Source organism: Streptomyces sp. NPDC102490, from assembly GCF_044765285.1.
In the GTDB taxonomy this organism is placed as follows: Bacteria; Actinomycetota; Actinomycetes; order Streptomycetales; family Streptomycetaceae; genus Streptomyces.
Map to the genome: position 1 here is coordinate 492,368 of NZ_JBIWJU010000006.1, position 16,163 is coordinate 508,530.

The 16,163-nt window shown below is 73.1% G+C and carries 19 protein-coding genes; 7 read left to right on the forward strand and 12 right to left on the reverse strand.

Annotated elements, in window-relative coordinates; translation table 11 throughout:
- Window positions 1-92: 92 nt before the first annotated feature.
- Window positions 93-1,580 carry a SpoIIE family protein phosphatase gene (locus tag ACIRGB_RS16585; protein WP_403864626.1) on the forward strand — a complete coding sequence of 496 codons (1,488 nt, stop codon included), beginning with the start codon at window positions 93-95 and terminating at the stop codon, window positions 1,578-1,580.
- A 23-nt stretch (window positions 1,581-1,603) separates the two neighbouring features.
- On the opposite strand, the gene ACIRGB_RS16590 is transcribed toward ACIRGB_RS16585, so the two are convergent.
- The 3 genes from ACIRGB_RS16590 to ACIRGB_RS16600 all read right to left on the reverse strand — a co-directional run bounded on the left by ACIRGB_RS16590 (window position 1,604) and on the right by ACIRGB_RS16600 (window position 3,127).
- Entirely contained in the window at window positions 1,604-1,939 is a 336-nt protein-coding gene (locus ACIRGB_RS16590; protein ID WP_403864629.1) for a DUF2516 family protein, read from the reverse strand.
- 113 nt (window positions 1,940-2,052) lie between these two features.
- Window positions 2,053-2,679 (reverse strand): hypothetical protein, encoded by a 627-nt coding sequence (locus ACIRGB_RS16595; protein ID WP_403864632.1) that lies wholly within the window; start codon window positions 2,677-2,679, stop codon window positions 2,053-2,055.
- 22 nt (window positions 2,680-2,701) lie between these two features.
- The gene (locus ACIRGB_RS16600; protein ID WP_403864635.1) at window positions 2,702-3,127 is read right to left on the reverse strand and encodes a helix-turn-helix domain-containing protein; all 426 of its coding nucleotides are present in this window, start codon (window positions 3,125-3,127) and stop codon (window positions 2,702-2,704) included.
- A gap of 144 nt (window positions 3,128-3,271) precedes the next feature.
- Here ACIRGB_RS16600 and ACIRGB_RS16605 point away from each other — a divergent pair, with 144 nt between their 5' ends.
- Both ACIRGB_RS16605 and ACIRGB_RS16610 read left to right on the forward strand, forming a co-directional pair.
- Window positions 3,272-3,613 (forward strand): DUF6228 family protein, encoded by a 342-nt coding sequence (locus ACIRGB_RS16605; protein WP_403864638.1) that lies wholly within the window; start codon window positions 3,272-3,274, stop codon window positions 3,611-3,613.
- Window positions 3,610-3,756 (forward strand): hypothetical protein, encoded by a 147-nt coding sequence (locus tag ACIRGB_RS16610; protein WP_403864641.1) that lies wholly within the window; start codon window positions 3,610-3,612, stop codon window positions 3,754-3,756. The genes ACIRGB_RS16605 and ACIRGB_RS16610 overlap by 4 nt, the downstream gene beginning before the upstream one ends.
- A gap of 64 nt (window positions 3,757-3,820) precedes the next feature.
- Here ACIRGB_RS16610 and ACIRGB_RS16615 read toward each other — a convergent pair whose 3' ends face one another.
- A complete protein-coding gene (locus tag ACIRGB_RS16615) occupies window positions 3,821-4,288 on the reverse strand; it encodes a MarR family winged helix-turn-helix transcriptional regulator (protein WP_403864644.1) in 468 nt (155 codons plus the stop codon).
- A 101-nt stretch (window positions 4,289-4,389) separates the two neighbouring features.
- Here ACIRGB_RS16615 and ACIRGB_RS16620 point away from each other — a divergent pair, with 101 nt between their 5' ends.
- Window positions 4,390-5,604 (forward strand): amidohydrolase family protein, encoded by a 1,215-nt coding sequence (locus tag ACIRGB_RS16620; RefSeq protein ID WP_403864647.1) that lies wholly within the window; start codon window positions 4,390-4,392, stop codon window positions 5,602-5,604.
- Between the two features lie 73 nt (window positions 5,605-5,677).
- Here ACIRGB_RS16620 and ACIRGB_RS16625 read toward each other — a convergent pair whose 3' ends face one another.
- Genes ACIRGB_RS16625 through ACIRGB_RS16635 form a run of 3 tightly spaced genes read right to left on the reverse strand, consistent with a single transcriptional unit; the run spans window position 5,678 to window position 9,516 of the window.
- Window positions 5,678-7,720, reverse strand: coding sequence for a HelD family protein (locus ACIRGB_RS16625; protein ID WP_403864650.1), 2,043 nt, complete (start codon window positions 7,718-7,720; stop codon window positions 5,678-5,680).
- Window positions 7,721-7,761: 41 nt separating this feature from the next.
- A complete protein-coding gene (locus tag ACIRGB_RS16630; protein ID WP_403864653.1) occupies window positions 7,762-8,397 on the reverse strand; it encodes a TetR family transcriptional regulator in 636 nt (211 codons plus the stop codon).
- 9 nt (window positions 8,398-8,406) lie between these two features.
- On the reverse strand, window positions 8,407-9,516 hold the full coding sequence (locus tag ACIRGB_RS16635) for a phosphotransferase (RefSeq protein WP_403864656.1): 1,110 nt from the start codon (window positions 9,514-9,516) through the stop codon (window positions 8,407-8,409).
- 113 nt (window positions 9,517-9,629) lie between these two features.
- On the opposite strand from ACIRGB_RS16635, the gene ACIRGB_RS16640 reads away from it, so the two are divergent.
- Window positions 9,630-10,385, forward strand: coding sequence for an HAD family hydrolase (locus tag ACIRGB_RS16640; protein WP_403864659.1), 756 nt, complete (start codon window positions 9,630-9,632; stop codon window positions 10,383-10,385).
- Between the two features lie 9 nt (window positions 10,386-10,394).
- Here ACIRGB_RS16640 and ACIRGB_RS16645 read toward each other — a convergent pair whose 3' ends face one another.
- Window positions 10,395-11,180 carry an HAD family hydrolase gene (locus ACIRGB_RS16645; RefSeq protein ID WP_403864662.1) on the reverse strand — a complete coding sequence of 262 codons (786 nt, stop codon included), beginning with the start codon at window positions 11,178-11,180 and terminating at the stop codon, window positions 10,395-10,397.
- A complete protein-coding gene (locus ACIRGB_RS16650; RefSeq protein WP_403864665.1) occupies window positions 11,180-12,058 on the reverse strand; it encodes a winged helix-turn-helix domain-containing protein in 879 nt (292 codons plus the stop codon). The genes ACIRGB_RS16645 and ACIRGB_RS16650 overlap by 1 nt, the downstream gene beginning before the upstream one ends.
- A 179-nt stretch (window positions 12,059-12,237) precedes the next feature.
- Between ACIRGB_RS16650 and ACIRGB_RS16655 the strand changes: the two genes are divergently transcribed.
- Both ACIRGB_RS16655 and ACIRGB_RS16660 read left to right on the forward strand, forming a co-directional pair.
- On the forward strand, window positions 12,238-12,426 hold the full coding sequence (locus ACIRGB_RS16655) for a hypothetical protein (protein ID WP_403864668.1): 189 nt from the start codon (window positions 12,238-12,240) through the stop codon (window positions 12,424-12,426).
- Between the two features lie 252 nt (window positions 12,427-12,678).
- Window positions 12,679-12,864: a hypothetical protein gene (locus tag ACIRGB_RS16660; RefSeq protein ID WP_003974784.1), complete on the forward strand. Its 186-nt coding sequence runs from the start codon at window positions 12,679-12,681 to the stop codon at window positions 12,862-12,864.
- A gap of 155 nt (window positions 12,865-13,019) precedes the next feature.
- On the opposite strand, the gene ACIRGB_RS16665 is transcribed toward ACIRGB_RS16660, so the two are convergent.
- The 3 genes from ACIRGB_RS16665 to ACIRGB_RS16675 form a co-directional block, all read right to left on the reverse strand.
- Entirely contained in the window at window positions 13,020-14,276 is a 1,257-nt protein-coding gene (locus ACIRGB_RS16665) for a GNAT family N-acetyltransferase (protein ID WP_403864672.1), read from the reverse strand.
- 62 nt (window positions 14,277-14,338) lie between these two features.
- Complete coding sequence (locus tag ACIRGB_RS16670) at window positions 14,339-15,349, reverse strand: asparaginase (protein ID WP_403864675.1); 1,011 nt, start codon at window positions 15,347-15,349, stop codon at window positions 14,339-14,341.
- Window positions 15,350-15,438: 89 nt separating this feature from the next.
- On the reverse strand, window positions 15,439-16,092 hold the full coding sequence (locus tag ACIRGB_RS16675; protein WP_403864678.1) for an aerial mycelium formation protein: 654 nt from the start codon (window positions 16,090-16,092) through the stop codon (window positions 15,439-15,441).
- Window positions 16,093-16,163: the final 71 nt, after the last annotated feature.

Consider the following 16,163-nt stretch of genomic DNA (forward strand, 5'->3'; position numbering starts at 1 on the left):
GCAGCGGCGCCGTCACCCGCTATGGTCCCCGTCGGTGGGTCGAGGTCCCTCGCCCCGCCATGCCCTCGGGGGGAGGGAAGGAAACCAAGACGATGCCCGTACCCGTACCGCGGCAGAGGGCGATCCCGGCCGTGGAGTGTGGTCAGGCGCCCGCCGCGTCCCCGGACAGCGGCCCCTCCAAGGAACAGGCCCCGCCCGGGACGCACCCGGCCGAGCACCCCACCCGCCGGCGAGAGAACCCCACGGAGAAGCGCGAGAAGCCCACGGACACCAGCCCCGAAACCAGCACCGGCCCCGGCAGCAGCGCCGGCCCCGGCATGGACACCGGTAGCGTCCGGACGCCCAGCGGCCGGACGGAGAGCGCGGTTCCCACAAACCTGACCGTGCTGCTGATCGAGGACGATCCGGCCGGTTCGCCGATCGTGCCAGACCTGCTCGACCAGGCCGGCAAGCCGATCCGGGTCCGCACCGCGCGCAACCTCACCGAGGCCGGGCGGCTGCTGACCGACGACGTCCACTGCATCCTGCTGGACCTCGCCCTGTCGGCCCCCGCCCCGGCCCGCACCGGCGCCGACGGCGGTGGCCACGGCAACGGTGCCGAGGCCGAGGACGAGCTCGCCGTGCTCCGGCACGTCCTGGAACTGGCGCCCCGGCACGCCGTGCTCGCGCTCACCTCCTCCAGCGACGCCGAGCGCGGCGCCGAGGCGGTGGCGGTCGGCGCGCAGGACTACCTGTTCCGCGACGAGCTGGACGGCCGCCTGCTGAGCCGGGCGATCCGCTACGCCGTCGAGCGCAAGCGGTCCGACTCGGCGGAGCGGCGGCTGGCCGAGGGCCGGCTGCGGGCGCAGGAGAACCGCCGCCTGGAGCGCGGCCTGCTGCCGACCCCGCTGCTGGCCGGGTCCCCGCTGCGCTTCGCCGCCCGCTACCGTCCGGGCCGCTCGCGCGCGCTGCTGGGCGGCGACTTCTACGACGTCGTCCGCACCCCGGACGGCACCGTGCACGCCATGATCGGCGACGTCTGCGGGCACGGCCCGGACGAGGCGGCGCTCGGCGTGGAGCTGCGGATCGCCTGGCGGGCGCTGACCCTGGCCGGGCTCTGCGGCGACCAGCTCCTCGGCACGCTCCAGCAGGTGCTGGAGCACGAGCGCTCGGACGACGAGATCTTCGCGACGCTGTGCGCGGTGGACATCTCCCCGGACGGCCGCCGCGCGGGCCTGTGCCTGGCCGGGCACCCGTCCCCGCTGCTCAGCCGCCCCGGCGTGCCCGCACGGCTGCTGCCCTACGACAACAACGGCCCGGCGCTGGGGCTGCTGCCCGGCGCCCGCTGGCCGCGGACGCAGGTGGAGCTGGGCGCCGAGTGGAGCCTGATGCTGTACACCGACGGCCTGATCGAGGGCCATGTCGGCGGGGGCCGGGAGCGGCTCGGCCAGGACGGCATGGTGGAGATGGTCCGCCGTCAGCTCGCCGCGGGTCTGACCGGCGAGGAGCTGCTGCGGGCGACCGTCAACGAGGTCCGCGAACTCAACGGCGGCGAGCTGGCGGACGACCTGGCCGTGGTCCTGCTGGACCGGACGGCCTGAGCCGCCCGGTCCCTCCTACGGGATCAGCGTCCGCCGTTGTACGGACCGTAGGGTCCGTCGCTGCTGGAGCCGCGGCGGCTGCTGCGGCCGCCGCCGGGCAGGCCGCGCAGCGCGGGCCGTACGTCGACCATGTACACGATCGTCGCGATGAGGCCGAGGATCGGCAGGAACGACAGGATGTTGAAGATCAGGTTCACCACGAAGGCGAGCCCGAGGATGATCAGCCAGAAGGGCTTGGTCTTCTTGTCGGCCGCGCGGTAGGCGTCCTCGCGGCGCGTGGCGGCGTCGATCAAAGCGAAGCCGCTGAAAAGGATCAGGGCGATGCTCAGCAGCCACATGAAGCCTGCGAACCCCTGCATCAGCACAACGTCCACCACCAGAATCGGATCGTCATTTAGCGGTCACCGTACCCGCAGAACGAGCCGGACACCCCGAGGGTGCCCGGCCCGCTCCCCGCTCGTCGCGCCCTGCCCTACTTGGCGGGCGGCGTCGTCTTCTTGGCGGTGGTGTTCTTCTTGGCCGGAGCCTTGCGCGGCGCGGGGGTCTTCTTCGCCGCGGCGGACTTGTCCTCGGTGACCCGGACCGGCTCCGCCTTGGCCGTCGCGGGCTTGGCCGGGGCGGGCTTGGGCGGCTCGACGGCCACCGCGAGGTCCTCCACGTCCTCGGCGAGGTCCTCGATGCCGTCGGCGGCCTGGCCGCGCCAGGTGCGGACCGCCTGCTCGCCGCGCTCGGCGACCTTCTCGTAGGTCTCGCGGGCCTTGACGGCGTACTCGGCGGCGACGCCGACGGAGCGCAGCGCGAGGTCCTGGGCGGTCTCGCCGAGCTTCTTGAAGTCGGCGTCGAGGGAGCCGAAGAGCTCGTTGGCCTTGGCCTGGAGGCTCCCCTGGGTCTCCTTGACGCGGGCCGTCGCCTTCTCCTGGACGGCCTTCGGGTCGGTGTTGCGTACGGCGTCGATCCGCGCCGGGGCCTCCGCGCGCAGCTGCTCCACCAGCACCGGCACCTTCTTGGCCTGCTGGAAGGCGAGGTCGGCGGTGCCCGCGGCGAAGTAGAGGGGGGTGGGGTCGCTGAAGGTCTTGCGCAGGTCGTCGGTGATGGCCATGGTGATGGTCCTCCGGAATTGCTTACGAATGAGGGTTCTGTGTTGCTTCCGCCCCGTCGACAACGGCATCGGTGTCGGCGTCGGCCTCCGCGTCGGCCCCGAACCCGTTCTCCTTGCGGAAGGACTCGTAGACCTGGAGCAGCACCTGCTTCTGCCGCTCGTTCAGCGAGGGATCGGCGAGGATGACCGCACGCGTCTCCACGTCGTCCCGGTCCCGCTCCGCGTCGAGGATGCCGGCGCGCACGTAGAGCGTCTCGGCGGAGATCCGCAGCGCCTTGGCGACCTGCTGGAGCACCTCCGCGCTCGGCTTGCGCAGCCCCCGCTCGATCTGGCTCAGGTACGGGTTGGACACGCCCGCGGCATCGGCGAGCTGCCGCAACGACAGCTGCGCGTTGCGCCGCTGCTCGCGCAGGTACTCCCCGAGATTGCCGACATTGAGCGATGCCATGCCTCCACCATGCAGCACCTTGCTAACTATTGCAAGCACCGCGCTTGCAAGAGTGTCACTGATCGCGGGGCGACACCTGAGAAGCACCCCGAGGCACACGGTTGCCGGAGAATCCCGGTGACGCCGAACGCGACGCCGCCTAGCGTGCACTATGCCGTCGAGCTGCGGGCCCCGGGCCTGGCCGCCCGCGTCGACGAGGTCGTCGCCTGGATCTGGGACCGCGATCTCACCACGTTCCTGGATGCGCTCGCCGCGGACTACCGGGGATGGGACGGCGAACGCGGCTGGCAGACCAACGACCGGGACCTGACCGTGTCGGCCGTCTTCCGTTCCGGCGGCCACGTCGGACCGACCTGGACCTTGCGGCCCTGGCCACGGGCCGCCGGCGGCTGGACGGCCTCGGTGACCACCTGGCTGGAGGCGGGCGAGCAGATGGCTTCCCTGGCGGCCCACGTCCGGCACTTCCTCACCGGGGAGCAGCAGTGACATCCGGCCTGCGCATCTCCTGGGGAACCGAGATCCGGTCCGGCCGACTCGGCACCAGCAAGCGGGGCGAACCCTCCCCACGAACCGAACTCGAAGCCCGCAGGCGCCCCTGGCACGCCCACCACGGCAGCGGCAACACGTAGCCGCAGCAGTCCGCCGCTCAGGTCACCGCCTCGCGATGGCCCACGTCTGCCGAGACGGGACCGCTCAGTCGCGGCCCCCCGCCCGCCTCCTGGACCAGGTGGCGGCGTCGGTGCCGTAGCGGACCAGGAGGTGGGCGAACTGGAGGCGCTCCTGGGGTGTCCAGGCGGCGGTGATCTCGTGGAACGCCTCCCGCTGCTCGGCGGCGAACCGGCGGCGTTCGGCCTCGCCGTGCTCGGTGAGTTCGAGCACGGTACGGCGCCCGTCGGACTGGGACGCCGCCCGGCGCAGCAGCCCGTCCTCGATGCAGGCGGCGACGGTCCGGCTGGCCACCGGCTGGGCGACGCCCATCTCGGCCGCGAGGCCGCCGACGGTCGTCTCGCCCGGCGCGTCGGCGATCACGTTGAGGACCAGGTTGCGGGAGAGGTCCTTGGCCGAGGCGGGTGTGCGCCGCCGCAGACGCGACAGCGCCGGGCCGATCTGGTCCAGCACCGGGTCGTCGGCGGTCCGGCCGGAGGAAGACGCGCTGCTCATGCCCCGAGTCTAGGCCGCCCGCCCGCATTTGCATACCTCACCACAACTCCATAGCATCGGGTATGTAAATGTGAACGAGCCAGGAAACGAGGCGGACTGCCATGGCACTCACCGCGATCACCGACGCGCAGGTATTCGACGGGGAGAAGACCGTAGGCGTACGGACCGTGGTCATCGACGGCACCAGGATCGCCCGCGTCGGCGGCGAGGTCCCCCGGGACTGCGAGGTCGTCGACGGCAGCGGAGCCACCCTGCTCCCGGGGCTGATCGACGCCCACGTCCACTCCGCCCCGGGCTCCCTGGCGCTCGCCCTGCGGTTCGGGGTGACGACCGAGCTGGAGATGCAGGGGATGAACACCCGGGAGAACCGCGGGGCCATCACCGACGACGACACCGTGGCCGACGTGCGCTCCTCCGGGTTCGCCATCACCCCGCCCGGCGGTCACCCGAGCGAGCTGATGCCCGAGGGGTTCCGGCCGAAGTGGGACCTCCCGCCGGTGATGCCGCTGATGCCGTTCTCCACGACCCCGGCGGAAGCCGCCGCCTACGTGCCGCAACTCCTCGCCCGGGGTTCGGACTTCATCAAGTTCATGATCGATGACGGCACCGTGGAGGGACACCCCGGGCTGCCCTCGCTCGACCGGGCCACCCTGAACGCCGGTGTCGCCGAGGCCAGGAAGTACGGCGCCCTCACCGTGGCCCACGCGCTGACCGTGGAGGCCACCCGGATGGCCGCGGAGGCGGGCGTCGACGGCCTCACCCACGTGTTCATGGACCGGCCGCACACCGCCGAGATCATCGACCTCGTCCGGGACGCGGGCATGTTCGTCATCCCCTGCATCACCCTCAACGCCTCGATGATGGGCATCACCGGCGGCGAACTCGCCGACGACCCCCGGGTCGCCGCCCGCCTCGACGAGGACTGGGACCGGACCCTGCGGTCCAGCTACAACCGCTACCCGCAGGGCAGCCTCGAGGACGTCTACGCCACCGTCCGCGCCCTGGACGCCGCCGGCGTCGACGTGCTGGCCGGGACCGACGTCTCCATGCCCGAGACGTTCTTCGGCGGCCTGGCCCACGGAGCCAGCCTGCACCACGAGTTGCAGTACCTCGTGGCGGCCGGCCTCACGCCCTCGCGGGCGCTGCGCGCGGCCACGGCGACCACGGCCCGGCGCTTCCGCCTCGGCGACCGGGGCCGCGTCGCCGAGGGACTACGCGCCGACCTGCTGCTGGTCGACGGCGATCCGACCCGCGACATCGGCGACACCCTCAACACGCGCGCCGTCTGGCGCCGCGGCACCCGCCTGGCGGCCTGAAGCCCGACCGCCCCCGACCGCCCCCGTCCGCCTCCGGCGCGGTGCCGACGGCGGCCGGGACGCCCACCGGGCCTCAGAACGGCAGCGGCCGCCCGTGCACCACGTCCAGCCGGGACACCGCGCGGGTGAGCACCACGTAGAGCCGGTGCAGGCCCCGCCCGCCGGGTCCCTCCGCCGCCGCGATCGCCGCCGGTTCGACGGCGACGACGTGGTCGTACTCCAGGCCCTTGACCACGCTCGCCGGTACGACGGCCACCCGGGCGCCCAGCGCCTCGGGCCCCGCCGCCGCGACGCCGGCCGCGTCGAGGGCCGCCCGCAGGCCGGGCACGTCCGGGTCGGCGGCGACGACGCCGACCGACCCCTCCCGGGCGAGTGCCTGCCGTACGGCGTCCACCACCGTCTCCGGCACGGCGTCCGGCGCGCACGCGCGCAGCGTCAGCTCGCCGTCGCCGCGCAGCGAACGGGCCGGGGGCACGTCCACGCCGAGCCGCTCCAGCAGCCGGTTGGCGAGGCCCACGACCTTCTTCGGCACCCGGAACCCGGTGGTCAGCGGCACCACGGCCGCGTCCGGGCGGCCCAGGTGGGCGAGGACGGTCCGCCAGGAGCGCGCGGCCCACGGCGTGGTCCCCTGGGCGAGGTCGCCGAGGACGGTGAGCGAACCGAAGGCGGAGCGGCGGGCGATGGCCCGGCACTCCATCGGGGAGAGGTCCTGGGCCTCGTCGACGACGATGTGGCCGTAGCCCTCGGGGTGTTCCAGGAGTCCGGCGACCTCGTCGAGCAGGACCAGGTCGGCGGCGGACCAGCGCGCCGACTTCCACGACCGCGGGGGCCGCCCCGTCCACAGCAGGGCCCGCTGCTCGTCGTCGTCCAGCACACCGTCGGCCGCCCGCGCCAGTGCGCCCGGGTCGCCGAGCAGCGGCGCGAGCACCTCCTCCGGGCGCACCCGGGGCCATACCGCGTCCAGGGCCGCACCGACCGGCCGGGCCCGTTCGACCCGGCGCAGCCAGGCGTCGGTCCGCGGCCCGGCGCGCCGCTCGGCCCGCTCCCGGACGTACCGCACAATGCGGGCCCTGACCCGCTCGCGCCCGACGGTGTACGGCGGCTGCTCCCGGCGTACGTCCGCGACGATGCGGGCCAGCACCTCGGCCGGGACGCGCCAGCGGTAGGAGCCGTCCGGTACGGCGAGGTCGCCCGCGGCGCCGGGGTCCACGCGCGCGTAGAGGGCGCGGCGCAGCACCTCGGCCGTCCGGGCGTCGTGCTTGAGCGCGGCGGCCCGCGCGTCGTCGGTACGGGTGACGGGGTGCCGGGCGATCTCCCGGGCGAGCGTGGACTGCCGTACGCCGCTCTCGCCGAGGGCGGGGAGCACTTCGGCGATGTAGGAGAGGAAGGTCGGGTTGGGGCCGAGGATCAGCAGTCCGCCTCGCTGGATGCGCTGCGGGTGGGTGTAGAGCAGGTAGGCGGCCCGGTGCAGGCCGACGGCGGTCTTGCCGGTGCCCGGGGCGCCCTGGACGCAGACGGTGGTGCCGAGGCCGGCGCGGACCAGGTCGTCCTGCTCGGGCTGGATGGTGGCGGCGATGTCCCGCATGGGTCCGACGCGGGGCCGTTCGATCTCCCGCGCGACGATGGCGCTGGCCCGGGACTCGCCCCGGCCGAGGTGTTCGTCCTCCATGCCGGTGAGGTCGGCCCGGTCGCCGCGGCTGCCCGGCGCCCATCCGAAGCGGCGGCGGACGGCCACGCCTCGAGGATCGCCCGCGGTGGCCTGGTAGAAGGCGCGGGAGACGGGGGCGCGCCAGTCGACGACGAGGGGCTGGGCGGCCGGGTGCTCGGTGATCCGCAGCCGCCCGATGTGCAGCGCCCGCCCGGTCTCCTCCCCCTCGGCGAAGTCGAGCCGTCCGAAGAACAGCGGGCCCTCGGGCAGCTCGCGCATCTCCTTGGCCCGGCTGCGCAGCCGGTGCCCGAGGACCTCGGCGTCGGCACCGGAGGCGGAGACGTCCTCCCCGGTGACGACGTGTTCCTGGGCGCCCTCGACCATCGCGGCGAGGACGGTCCGGCAGCGGTCGTGGTGGGCGCGTTCACGGTCGAGGGCGCGCTGGAGGGCGGTGTCGGTCGACGTCATTCCGGCAAGCATAGCCGCCTGACGTTACCGAGTTACATTTTTTACTCCGTTGTGGATCGGGGCGGCCCCGTCCCCAGTCCCGCCGCCAGCCCGGCCTCCAGTCCGGCGAACGCCCGCTCCGCCGCCGCCACCGCGTCGGCCCGCACGTCCTCCACCCGTTCCCCGCCGGAGATCCGCCGCCAGTTCTCCAGCGCGAGAATCCGCTGCACGGCGATGATCTGCCCGGCCGCCAGCCTGGCCGCCAGGCCACCGCCGAGCGCCTCGGCGAGCGCCGCCTCGGACCGCTCCAGCTGGGTGTGCATCCGGGCGACCAGGGCGGGGGTGCCGTAGAGCAGCCGGTGGAAGGCGAGGACGGCGGGGTGGTCGTTGAGCCCGGTCACCGGGTCGCACCGGTCGAGCCCCGCCAGGAAGTGCCGCCGCAGCGCGTCGATCGGCTCGGGCCCCTGAACGGCCACCCGGGCGGCCTCGTCCTCGTGGTCGGCGATGCGGTGCAGGACCAGGTCCTCCTTGGCGGGGAAGTACCGGAAGAGCGTCGGCTTGGAGACCTCGGCCGCGGCCGCCACCTCCGCGACGGACACCGCGTCGAAGCCCTTCTCCAGGAAGAGTTCGACGGCGATGTCCGACAGGGTCCGGAACATCCGCTGCTTCTTGCGCTCGCGCAGACCGGGGGCGTTCATGGGGCGAGCCTAGAGGGTGTCCGGCGGGGGCCCTTCGTCCGCGTGGGCGCGGCTCCACCGCCTGAGGGCGGCGCCGATCGCCGCCGCGTCGGGCACCGACTCGAGCCCGAGGGGCGGGGCGGCGTCGGCCAGGATGCCGTGCAGCCTGGCGGCCGCGAGCCGTACGCCGGGACCGGGCGACCGGGCCTGCCGCCCCAGCGAGGTGGCTTCACGGATGACGTCGGTGAAGACGGACTGGGCCCGCTTGTAGCCGAGGATCCGTTCCAGGTCCTGCCGCCAGCCGTACGAGCCGCCGGGGCGCACGGCCTCGACCGTGCGCCCCCACGCCTCCGCCACCCGGGGACGCTGCCGGGACGGGTAGCGCATCAGGTGCAGGTGGGTGGCCAGGTCGTAGAGCGGGTCGCCGACCATCGCCAGTTCCCAGTCGATGGTCCACAGCCGCCGGTCCGCGTCCACGACGAGGTTCTCGCGGTGCAGATCGGCGTGGAGCAGGCAGAACGGCCGCCCCCGGAGCCCGGCGACGTGCTTGCGCAGCCGCGTGAAGACGTCGTCGTCCAGCCCGAGTGCCGCGAAGAGGGAGCCGAACCGCGGCAGGTTCTGCGCGTAGACGCGCTGCTCGGTGAAGCAGACGAGCCGTTCCATGAAGCCGTCGGTGTCGCCGTCCGGCGGCCGGTCCTCGGCCCGGCACCGTCTGGCCACCGGAAGGGTCCGCGACGTCACGGCCGCCATCTCGCCGAAGAGCCGCAGGATCTGCCGTGTGAACCGGTCGGGCACCGCCCGGCCGGCCCCGTACAGCGATCCGAGGGTGCGGCCCTCGACGAACCGCTGCAGGGGCAGCAGCCCGTCGAGCTCGAAGAGGTCCGGTAGGCCGGTGATGCGGCCCTGGAGGGCGCACAGCAGCTGCTCCTCCGACACGAAGCACCGGCGGTCGAACCAGAGCAGGTCGCTCCGCGGCTCCCGGCACTTCCAGCGGGCCGCGCCCGCGGCACCCGCCGCGCCGGGCAGCGGTATCACGTACGTCTCATGATGGAAACTGCCGAGCGGGCCCTCGACCGCCCGCTGGTCGCCGCTGACCTCGGCGGCCCGCGGGCGGGCCGTGGACTTCTGGGACGGTGTCATTCTCTGTGCTCCGCTCAACCTGGAGGAGCCGGTGCGGTGACAGGGTGCGTCACCCTACTCCGAACCCCCGTGTCGCGATGGCTTGTTCGCGCCCCGTACGGGAGACTGCCGCGATGACCGACACGGACCTCGGCCGGGTGGCCTTCGGCGAACCGGCCGCACTGCTGCGCGCGTTCGGGTCCGCCCGCGCGGTGCTGTTCGACTTCGACGGCCCCGTCTGCGATCTGTTCGCGGGTTCCCCCACAGCGGCCGTGGCGGAGCGGATCAAGCGGACGGCCCGGCGGTACTGGGGGCCGCTGGACTCCGCGGTCGAGCAGTGTGACGACTCCCACGGCGTCCTGCGTCCCCTCAGGGAGATGTACGAGCGATCCGTCCCCAGGCCCAGCGCCCTCCCGCTGGAACGCGCCGAGGCCGATGTCACCGCCCTGGAGCGGCAGGCCGTGCGCACCGCGCTCCCCACACCGCACCTGCACGCCCTGGTGGACCTGCTGCTCGACCACGGCAAGCGCCTGACCGTGGTCAGCAACAACGCGGAGGGGCCGATCAGGGAGTACCTCGTCCGTCTCGGACTGACGCCGAAGTTCGACGGGGTCTTCGGCCGGTCACCCCACGACGCGCGGCTCATGAAGCCCCATCCGGACTGCGTGCACCGGGCCCTGCGCCACCTGGCCCTGCCCGCCTCCGACTGCCTGCTCATCGGTGACCAGCTCACCGATCTCGATGCCGCCAGGTCGGCCGGGACCGGCTTCCTCGGACTCACCCGCCGAGCGGGACGCGCGCTGCGGATGGCGCAAGGGGGCGCGGACGCGGTGGTGGCCTCGTACCTCCCCGTCCTGGGGGCCGTCGGCGCGTTGTCGGTCTGCGATTGACTCCGGAAGCTACTTCCGAGGCCCGGCCGCTTCCCACAGCAGCCGCAGGACCGGCTCCAGGGAGTGCACGACCGTGTGCGCGCCCGCCTGGTTCAGGATCGTCGTCTTGCGTTCGTTGTGGCCGTAGCCCAGGAAGGGCACGCCGGCCCGGCGGGCGGCGGTCAGGTCCGAGGCGGAGTCGCCGACCATCAGGGCCTGCGCGGGCGCGACGCCCATCGCGTCGAGGGCGCGGTTGAGGCAGTACGGGTCCGGCTTGAGCAGGTGCAAGTCATGGGTGCGGCCGTAGACGTGGGGGGCGAAGCAGCCCAGCAGGCCCCGGGACGCCAGGTACTCGCTCACCACGCGGGGCGAGTTGTTGCTCGTGACCGCGAGACCGACGCCGAGCGCGGACCAGGTGCGGATCAGAGGGTCGGCGTAGGGGGTCGGCCATGCGGTGGGCACGGCGCGCAGCTCCTCGCGGGTCAGCCGTTCCTCGAAGGAGGCGACCAGGTCGCTCTGGTGGCGCCTGCGATCGAAGGCACCGAGCAGAACGTGCAGGTCGGGGTGGGCCTGCTCCTCCTCGGTCAGCAGTCCCTTGAGCCCCAGTGCCTCCATCCAGGCCACCAGTTCGCCCGCCACCCGGTCGGCCGAGTAGCCCGCGAACAGTCTGCAGAGGGGCCCGTCGAAGTCCCACAGGACGACCCGGGCGCCCAGGACCAACTCCCGCAGGCCCTCGGACTTCTCGTACTCGGACTGCTCGGGCTGCTCGTCCCGCTCGCTCACCGGTTCCGTCTTCTGCTCCGTATCGGAAGTCACTAGGAGAGTGTCATCTCCGTGGCGACGGTTTCCCAGAGGGCGTCGAACCACTTCTGTGCCTCCTCCACGAACACCGCGTCCCGGTGACCGGACCGCTTCAGGAACGAGAACAGCAGCGACTCGAAGCCGAGCGCGTCGTACATCTCCAGCGCCCGGCCCTCGTACTCCTCCGCGCGCCGGGTCAGGATGTAGTAGCCGTGCAGGGCCTCCTCACCGTTGAGCAGGTAGAGCTTCGTCGGCGGGGTGAACGGCAGGGAGCGGAAGGCGACCCGCACGTCGATGCGGTGGGTGGAGCCGACGGCCCGCAGGTTGTGGCGGAGGACGCGGGCCTGCGCGTTGCGCATCTCGAGCCAGCGCCGGTGTACCGGATCACCCTCCTCGCGCTCGACCAGGACGGGGAAGGCCAGCTCGATGTCCTCCGCCGGGACCAGGAGCCGGAATTCGATGCTCTCCGGACGGAGACGCCCCTCCTGGATCAGGCGGAGCGGCTCACTGAGCGCGAGCCCCAGCGTCTCCGAGGTGTGACACACGACGTCGACCCGCACATGCGGCGCCGAGAACGCCTCCGTCAGGCGGGGCCCCAGAGCCTGCATCGTCCGCTGCGGGAGATCGCCCCGGGCGGGTGCGGGCTCGGCGATGCGGGGCGGGCTGCCCTTGCTGACGTTGGTGAGCAGGCCGTCCTCCTGGAGCGCGCGCAGGGCCTGGCGGACGGTGCCGCGCTCCACGCCGAACTCCTCGGCCAGCTCGGCCTGGGTGGGCAGGCGGTCGCCCGCCTTGAGGTCGCCCCCGCGGATCCGTTCCCGCAGGGCCTCGGCGATTTCCTGGGACGAGAGCCTTCTGCTGCCGTTCACGGACACGTTCTCCTGAGTCACGACCAAACGTTACAACTTCGACCTACCTACCGGGAGTTGATTGAAACTTGTTTATAGATGGAGACCAAGTGGGAACAACTTAAGTATAGTTGGTTGCCAACTTTTCCCGGTTGGCGGAAGTTTACCTCTCTGACGGCGTGACCCTGAGAGCTTCCGGCCGCCCGAACACCCCAAAGGGGGAGATCATGCCCGTCCTCGGCCTCGTCTCCGCGGTCTTCGTCATCGCCTTCGAGCAGATCGTCCAGTGGCGGTACGGCGCCGCCGGCATCGTCGGTCTGCTTCTGCTCGCCATAGGCATCAAGGCCAAGAGCCCTACCGTCAGCTCCGCCGGAGCGGTGCTGCTGGCCCTCCTCGTCGCGGGTCCCGCGCTGTGACCGCGACCAGGAGAGTCGCTCGATCTTGGCCGGTTCCAGCCGTCCCGCCAAGAGCCGACGCGGCGACTCACCGAGGGCAAGGCCGAGGGAGACGACCAAACACCACAACTTCCCGCCATCCTTGGGCTGTTCATTGAAAGGTGGTTACGAACCTCTTCCACATGGACATGAGTAAGGTTAAGTTGGCAGCCAACTTGAGCAACGTGGTCGAGCCTCGCGGGGGTTGGCCACCACGGTGACAGGGGGACCACCATGCCGCTCATCGCCATCGTCGTCGCGGCTCTGGCCATCGGGTTCGAGCAGCTCGTGCAATGGAAGTACGGGCCGATGGGCATCATCGCGTTCGTCGCGCTGTCCATCGGCATCAAGGCGAAGAACACCATGATCGGCGGTGTGGGCGCGGTGATCCTCGTGATGCTGCTCGCCCAGTCCGGCTGAACCGACGTACCGACGGCCGGGCTCCACTCCGGAGGGGAGCCGGGAGCCCGGCCGGCCGGTAGGCACCACAACCACAACCACAACCACAACCGCAACTGAAGAGCACACGCGCTACGGATGCGCAGGTCCACCGGCACCGGCGGAAGGGAGCCACCTCAGAACATGTCCGGGCACCATGGCCGCCTGGACGTACGCAGCAGGGCGTCGACCACACGGGCGGCGCCCGCTCGTTCTTCCCGCACCCGGCCGAGCGCCGCCAGCCGTACGGCCGAGGCGTCGCCCAGCCACAGCGCCGCCAGCTCCGCCACGTCGAGCACGAGATGGGCGCTCTCGGTGGTCGGCACGCAGGACGACCCGTCCGGGCCCGCCGCCAGCCGCCACCGCCCTCCGGTGAGCCCTGCCCGGTCCACCACGTCGAGCACCACCGACCCCTGCCCCTCGTACGTCCGCGCCGTGAGCGCCCCGGCGACGTCCAGGATCCGCACCCACAGCCAGTCGGCCTGCGTGGTGACGCGGGCGGCGCGCGGGTCCGGCAGGAGGCCGGGGAGCAGGTCGTCCGGGGAGCGCCAGCCGCTCTTCACCGTCTGGACCCAGTCGATCGAGCACAGGTAGTGCCACAGCGCGCGCTCGGCGGCCGGGGTCACGGCGAGCAGCCAGTCCACGGTCGCCGTGATCAGCGGCTGCTTGGCGTCGCCCCAGTGCTCGTCGGCGCGGTACGAGGCCAGGCCCTCGACCTCGCCGTCCGCCGCCCGGTACAGGGCGTAGTACGGCTCGGTCCAGGGCGTGCCGTTCATGTGCACGACCCCGGTCCGGGCCTGCCACCACAGCTCGGCCCGGCTGACCGCGCCCGGCTGGGCCCGGCGCAGCCGCTCGTGCAGCTCGGGGCCGAGCTTGCGGACGTCCGCGCCGTCCACGAGGTCGATCCGGCCGCCGCACTCCGGTGCCGCCCAGCGCGGGTCGAGACCGGCGCGCGGCACGTCGACCGTCCACTCGGTCATGGTGGTGGCGGGGCCGAAGCCGTACCGGCCGTAGATCCGGTACTCCGCCGCGATCAGCGTGGCGACGACGTCCCCGCGCTCCTTCGCCGCGGCCAGGTCCTGCGCCATCATCCGGGTGAGCAGGCCGCGGCGGCGGTGGGTCGCGGTGACGGTGACGTTGGAGACCGCGTCGGCCCGGACGGGGGCGCCGCCGACCGCCGTCAGCTCCTGGTCGAAGGACCGGAAGGTCGCCACGCACCGGTCGCCGTCGAAGGCACCGAGCGACCGGCCGGGCACGAACTGCCGGCGCCGCGCCTCCAGCTGCTCCTCGGCCACGGCGGGCGGTTGCAGGAACCCGGTGTTCATGGCCCGGTTCCAGTCCGGGAACTCGACCTCGGTGATGGGGCGTACGTCTATCTCGGTACGGCGGCTCATACGCTCACGGTAGGACGACGCCCCCACCCGCGTCGCGGGGATAAACCCGGGGGCCGTGGACGTCAGAAGGACGCCCGGATCTCCCCCACCTCCCGGCCGGCGCCCAGCAGCGGCGCGCGGCCGATGCGGTCGACGACCGGACCCTGCACGCCCAGCAGGGTCAGGGCGCGGGACAGCACCGGGCCCAGGGCCCGGGCCGCCCCGTCCTCGATCTTGAAGGCGAGGGCGCGGCCGTCGGGCAGGGCCACCGCCTGGACGGCCTCCGCGCCCATCTTGGAGAGCGTGCCGGGCACCTCGCGCATCAGCCAGGTGTCCGCGCGGCGGCTGCCGGCGACGTACTCGGGGTGGGCGCGCATCGCGTCGGCGACCCGGCGCTCGGCCGAACCGGGCTCGGCGGCGACGAAGGAGCGGAAGGCGCGGGCCAGCCCGACCAGGCTGATCGCCATCAGCGGCGCCCCGCAGCCGTCGGTGCCGACCGCGGCGACCGGCTCGCCCGCCGCGTCCTCCACCACCCGGTGGATGATCCGCTGGAGCGGGTGCTCCGGGTCGAGGTAGCTCTCCAGCGGCCAGCCCTGCTGCGCGCAGACCGCCAGCATCGCGGTGTGCTTGCCGGAGCAGTTCATGGTGACGCGGTCCGCCGCGGCGCCCGACGCCAGGTACGTCTCCCGCTCCTCGGTGTCCAGCGGCAGGTCGGGCGGGCACTGGAGCAGCGCCGGGTCGAGGCTGTACTCGTCCAGCATCTTGCGGACCAGGTCCCGGTGAAACGGTTCTCCGGAGTGGCTCGCGGCGGCCAGCGCCAGCCGCTCCCCCGCGAGGTCGAGACCGGCCCGCAGGACGCCCGCCGCCTGCATCGGCTTGTTGGAGGAGCGGGGGAAGACCGGCGCCGTCACGTCGCCCAGCGCCAGCTCCACCGCCCCGTCGGCGCCCAGCACCACCAGGCTGCCGCGGTGCCGCCCCTCGACGAAGCCGGACCGGACGACCTCGGCGAGGACGGGCGGCACGACGGGCGAGAGGGCGGACGTGGGCGCGGTCTGGTTGCTGTGCGACGGTTGCGAGGGCTGGGGCGCGGGCATCGGCGGTGGCCTTCCGGAACGGGCGACCCCCCGCGGCGACGGCCCGGGATCACCGGGCCCCGGAGGCGGCGCGGATGGCCGCCCCCGTGTCACACGAGCAGGTCGTCGACTTGTGCTTCCCCCTCACGGTACCGGCGCGCGATCTCCGCGCCGCAGCCGTCCGCCGTGCGCTGGAGCCGCTGCCGCCTCCGGGAGACCTGCTGCTCGTAGCGCACGAGCCGCCCCATCCCGGCGGTCAGCTCGACGTCGGTGCGGGCCGTCAGGTCGGACAGCTCCACCTCGCCCAGCATCTCCGCGGCCAGCCGTCGGCACTCCTCGCTGCGCGGGGTGCCCAGCGTCACATGCCGGGCGGAGGAACGCTGGCGGGCCGGCGCGTCGGCGAGGATCTCCGACAGCCGCTCCACCACCGACCCGGTCGCCGCGGTGACCACGGACGACGACGAGGCCGGCCCGCGCCCCGCCAGCTCCGCGCGCAGGATGTCGATACGGCCTTGCAGCAGCCGCCGTACATAGCTGAGGTCGGCCTCCTCGCGCTGGGCGTCCCGGCGCAGCGTGCGCAGCTCCGGCAGGCTCAGCGCGGTCAGGTCCCGCTCCGGAGGGTCCGCCGGCAGCTCCGGGCTGTGCGTGCGCTGCACGGGCGGCCGGGGCGTCTCCAGACCACCCGGACCGCTCGGGCCGCTCCGGCCACTCGGAGATGTCAACGCGGCGGTCCCGAACGACCGCCCCGTACTCGGTGTGCTCATGTGCCTCAACCGTCCCCTCGCCCGGCGCCTGGGAGCATCGTGCCACCCCAAGTGGCCGCTATGTGACCGAG